Here is a 5,210-nt window from a genome sequence, read left to right as displayed (position 1 = left end):
GCGTTGCCGCAAGCCCGCGCAGCTGTCGGGCGGGCAGCGGCAACGCGTCGCGATCGGGCGCGCGCTCGTGCGCGAGGCGCAGGTGTTCCTGTTCGACGAGCCGCTGTCGAACCTGGACGCGAAGCTGCGCGCGGAACTGCGGCGCGAACTGAAACTGCTGCACCAGACGCTCGGCTCGACGATGATCTACGTGACGCACGACCAGGTGGAGGCGATGACGCTCGCGACCCGCATCGTCGTCATGCAGGGCGGAGAGATCCAGCAGATCGGTACGCCGCTGGACGTGTACGAGCGCCCCGCGAACCGCTTCGTCGCGGGCTTCCTCGGCGCGCCGGCGATGGCCTTCGTGGAAGGCACGCTGGATGCGCAGGGACGTTTCGAGGCGGACGGCATGCGCTATCTGCAGGAAGACGCGGCGCGTCCCGCCGCACGATCCGCGGTGCTGGGCATCCGCCCCGAGCACGTGGCGATCCGGCCGGACGGCGACTGCGTCGGCGAAGTGACGCTGGTGGAACCGATGGGCAACCACCAGGTCGTGTGGCTGCGCCGCGGGAAGGCGACGCTGGCGTCGCTCGTGCATGACGCGCGCAGCTATGCGCCGGGCGAGCGCGTGGGCTTTTCGATCGATCCGGCGCGGGTGTCGCTGTTCGACCCCGCGAGCGGGAATCGCCTCTGAGCACGGCAAATGCAGTATCCTTCGGACGAATGACAGCATTGAGGAAGAGTTTGTGGCAACTATCAAGGACGTAGCGAAGCTGGCCGGCGTGGGCCTGGGCACCGCGTCGCGCGTGGTGAGCGGGAAGGGCTCCGTGTCGCCCGCGACGCTGGCACGCGTGAAGAAGGCAATCGACGAGCTGGGTTTCCGGCCCTCGCACGCGGCGCGCGCGCTGCTGTCCGGCACGAGCCGCATGGTCGGCGTGTACATCCCCGTGCTGAGCGGGACGTTCTACACGCCGATCCTGCAGATCATCGACACGGAACTGCGCGCGGCCGGCGTGCACATGGTGCTCGCGTTCGGCGTCGGGCTCGGCGACGAGCGCCGCCAGGCCATCGAGGGCGTCGAATTCCTCGTCGAACGGGGCTGCGACGGCCTCGTCGTGATGACCAGTGCGCTGCTGGAAGAAGACCTGGCCGCGCTGGGCGCGAAGTCCGGCCAGCTCGTTGCGCTGAACCACAGCTTCGATTCCATGCCCGGCCAGTGCTTCACCGTCGACCACGCGCTGGGCGGCCGCCTCGCGGCGCGCGCGCTGCTGGACCACAAGCACCGCAAGATCGCCGTCGTCGAAGGCCCGCGCCAGCTCGAGGACAACCGCGCCCGCATCGACGGCTTCATGAGCGAGCTGCGCGACAATGGCATCGACCCCGCGAAGATCTGGCGCCTGGAGAGCGACTTTTCGCCGGCCGGCGGCTGGGCCGCGGCCAAGCAGCTGCTCGATTCCGGCTACCCGTGCACGGCGCTGTTCTGCGCGAACGACGAGATGGCCGTGGGCGCGCTGTCGTACTTCCAGGAGGCGGGCATCCGCGTGCCGCACGACCTGTCCGTGCTGGGGTACGACGACACGCCGAGCGCCGCCTTCTCGGCGCCGCGCCTCACGTCCGTGCACATGCCGTGGCGCGAGATGACGCAGAACGGCATCAACGCTTTGCTGAACCTGTGCTACGACATGCGCCGTCCCGTCACGCGCGAATTCCCCGTCAGCGTGACGTTGCGCGCCTCGCTGGCCAAGGCCCCGGGCGCGAAGCGAAAGGCGGCCTGACCCGACTTCCTGATCCGGCGCGCCGCCGCATGCGCGCCTTTTTTCGCGGCGCCGCTGGAAAGCTTTCCAATCATAACGACAAAGACTACGATGACCACCTACGATTTCTTCCCGGGCGCCGACGGCCCCGAACCGCAGGCGCCGCAGCGCGCCGACTTCGGCTCCGATTTCCTGTGGGGCTGCGCCACGTCGTCGTACCAGATCGAGGGCGCCGGCAGCGTCGACGGCCGGGTCGAATCGATCTGGGACCGCTTCGCCGCGACGCCGGGCAAGATCCGCGACGGTTCCTCGGGCGAGGTCGCGTGCGACCATTACCACCGCTGGCCGGTCGACCTCGACATCGGCCGCGACCTCGGCCTGAACGCGTACCGCTTCTCGATCGCCTGGCCGCGCATCTGCGACGGGGTGAGTGAAAAGCCGAATGCGAAGGGCCTCGATTTCTACGACCGCCTCGTCGACGGCATGCTGGAGCGCGGCCTGCAGCCGTGGGCCACGCTGTACCACTGGGACCTGCCGCAATGGCTGCAGGACCGCGGCGGCTGGGCGTCGCGCGACACGGTCGACGCGTTCGTCGACATGGCCGACGCAGTGACGCGCCGCCTCGGCGACCGCGTGGGCCACTGGATCACGCACAACGAGCCGTGGTGCACGGCCATCATCGGCAATTACGAGGGCTGGCATGCGCCGTGCCGACCGACTTCCTCGGCGTGAACTACTACTTCCCGGAGACGGTGGCGCACGATCCGGACCACGGCCCGCTCGGCGCCCGCATCCTGCCGGCGCAAGGGGAGATCACGGCGATGGGCTGGCCCGTGGCGCCGCAGGGACTGTCCGAACTGCTGGCCCGGGTCGACCGCGACTACCGTCCCGGCCCGCTGTACGTGACGGAAAACGGCTCGTGCTACGACGACGTGGTGGCGGGCGACGGCGCCGTGCGCGACGTCGAACGCCGGCGCTACCTGATGCGCCACCTGGCCGCGCTGCGCCAGGCCGTGGCCGATGGCGTCCCCGTGAAAGGCTATTTCGCGTGGAGCCTGCTGGACAATTTCGAGTGGGCGGAAGGCTATCTGCGCCGTTTCGGCCTCGTGCACGTGGATTACGCGACGCAGGAACGCCGGCTGAAGGACAGCGCGAAATGGTATCGCCGGTTCCTGCACGGGGCGTGAACGCGAGCGGATGATTGACAGCGCGGGCGTTTGCCGTCAATATCTGCTGGGTCGATTGGAATCGTTTCCAATCGGCCGCCCACGATAACGAATGACCCCTGGAGACCCCGCATGACCACCCATCGCCCCAGCCACATCCGGCTCGCCGTCGCGTCCGCGCTGGCCGCCGCCGCGTTCTGTGCAACGGCCGCGCCGCAGATCACGGCCTGGCCGCACCTGAAGAGCGCGATCGCGCCCGACGCCGCCCTCGAGGCGCGCGTGCGCGAGATCGTCGGCCACATGACGCTCGCGCAAAAGATCGGCCAGATGACGCAGGCCGAACTGAAGGCCGTGACGCCGGACGACGTGCGCACGTACGATCTCGGCTCCGTGCTGAACGGCGGCGGCAGCTGGCCGCACAACGACAAGCACGCCAGCGCTGGCGAGTGGCTGAAGCTGGCCGACGCGTTCTACGACGCCTCGATGGCGACGGACATGGCGGTCAAGGTCCCGATGATCTGGGGCACGGACGCCGTCCATGGCCACAACAACGTCTACGGCGCCACCATGTTCCCTCACAATATCGGCCTCGGCGCCGCGCGCGACCCCGAACTGGTGCAAGCCATCGGCGCCGCGACCGGCAAGGCCGTGCGCGCGACGGGCATCGCATGGGTGTTCGGCCCGACCGTCGCCGTCGTGCGCGACGACCGCTGGGGCCGGACGTACGAAAGCTTTTCGGAAGACCCGCAACTGGTGCGACGCCTGTCCGGTCCATACGTGGCGGGCCTGCAGGGCGCGCTGAGGGACGACGCGAACGTCATCGCCAGCATCAAGCACTACATGGCCGACGGCGGCACGGAGTTCGGCATCAACATGGGCGTCGCGAAAGTCAGCGAGCGCGACATGATGAACATCCACGCGCAGGGCTATTACGCCGGCATCGAGGCGGGCGCGCAGACCGTCATGGCCTCGTTCAATTCGTGGAACGACGTCGCGGCCGGCAAGGACTACGGCAAGGTGCACGGCAGCCACTATATGCTCACCGATATCCTGAAAGACAGGATGGGCTTCGACGGCTTCGTCGTCACGGACTGGAACGGCCACGGCGAAGTGCCGGGCTGCCGCAACGACAGCTGCGCCCAGGCCATCAACGCGGGCATCGACATGGTCATGGTGCCGAACGACTGGAAGGCTTTTATTTCCAATACGATCAGGGACGTCGAGGCGGGCCGCATCCCGATGGCGCGCATCGACGACGCCGTCGGCCGCATCGTGCGCGTGAAGCTGCGCGCCGGCGTGTTCGGCAAGCGCCCGTCGCAATCCACCTGGGCCGGCAAGGACGACGCGCTGCTCGCGAAGGACCTGGGCCGCCGCGCCGTGCGCGAATCGCTCGTGCTGCTGAAGAACGAAGGACCGGCACTGCCGCTGGCCACGAACAAACGCATCCTCGTCGTCGGCAAGGCGGCCGACAGCATGGCCAACCAGACCGGCGGCTGGGCGCTGACGTGGCAGGGCACGGCGAACACGAATGCCGATTTCCCGAAGGCCGAGACGATCCTCGCGGGGCTGAAGGCGGCGGGCAGCAACGTCACGTACAGCGCGGACGCCGCCGGCGTGGATCCGGCCAGGTTCGACGCCGTCGTCGCCGTGATCGGCGAGGCGCCGTATGCGGAAGGCGACGGCGACATCGTCCCCTCGGGCACGCTGCGCCATTCGAGCCGCTATCCGGAAGACCTCGCCGTGCTGCAGAAGGTACACGGCAAGGGCAAGCCCGTGGTGACCGTGTTCCTGTCCGGCCGCCCGCTGTGGGTGAACGACTTGCTGAACCTGTCGGACACGTTCATCGCCGCCTGGCTGCCGGGCACGGAAGGCAAGGGCGTCTCGGACCTGCTCGTCGCGGGCAAGGGCGCGAAGCCCCATGAATTCCGCGGCAAGCTGTCGTTCTCGTGGCCGAAATCCGTGTGCCAGACGCCGCTGAACGTGGGCGACGCCGGCTATGCGCCGCTGTTCGCGTACGGCTACGGCCTGAAACGGCGCGAGCGTTCGCACATCGGCACGCTGGATGCGACGTATCCGGCCGGCGGCTGCAGCGCGTCCGACACGTACCCCGTATACGGCCAGGCGGACCGCGCGAGCTTCCCGCTGCGGATCGCCAGCGGCACGGCCGTGCAGCCGTTGGGCGCCGACCTCAATGCGGGCACCAGCCTGCCGGGCATCTCGGTCGCCATCGCCCAGATCAAGACGCAGCAGGATGCGAAGCTCGTCTCATGGACGGCGCCGGCGGCGTTCGAAGCGCACGGCGGCAAGC

At 68.8% G+C, this 5,210-nt stretch carries 3 protein-coding genes and 1 pseudogene; all 4 read left to right on the top strand.

From position 1 onward, the window contains the following. Positions 1 to 676 (top strand): ABC transporter ATP-binding protein (locus tag ACEN88_RS23865; RefSeq protein ID WP_413343648.1); only part of this gene is annotated, 676 nt, incomplete at its 5' end. Positions 677 to 728: 52 nt separating this feature from the next. After that, positions 729 to 1,757, top strand: coding sequence for a LacI family DNA-binding transcriptional regulator (locus tag ACEN88_RS23860; protein ID WP_413343646.1), 1,029 nt, complete (start codon positions 729 to 731; stop codon positions 1,755 to 1,757). A gap of 90 nt (positions 1,758 to 1,847) precedes the next feature. Further along, a pseudogene (locus ACEN88_RS23855) lies at positions 1,848 to 2,923 on the top strand (family 1 glycosylhydrolase). A gap of 111 nt (positions 2,924 to 3,034) precedes the next feature. Further along, on the top strand, positions 3,035 to 5,210 hold a 2,176-nt coding region (locus ACEN88_RS23850; RefSeq protein ID WP_413343644.1), incomplete at its 3' end, for a glycoside hydrolase family 3 protein.

The organism is Massilia sp. CT11-108, assembly GCF_047302915.1.
Classification (GTDB): domain Bacteria; phylum Pseudomonadota; class Gammaproteobacteria; order Burkholderiales; family Burkholderiaceae_D; genus Telluria; species Telluria orientalis.
The sequence above is the reverse complement of the archived record's forward strand: the minus strand, read 5'-3'. Positions and strand labels throughout refer to the sequence as shown.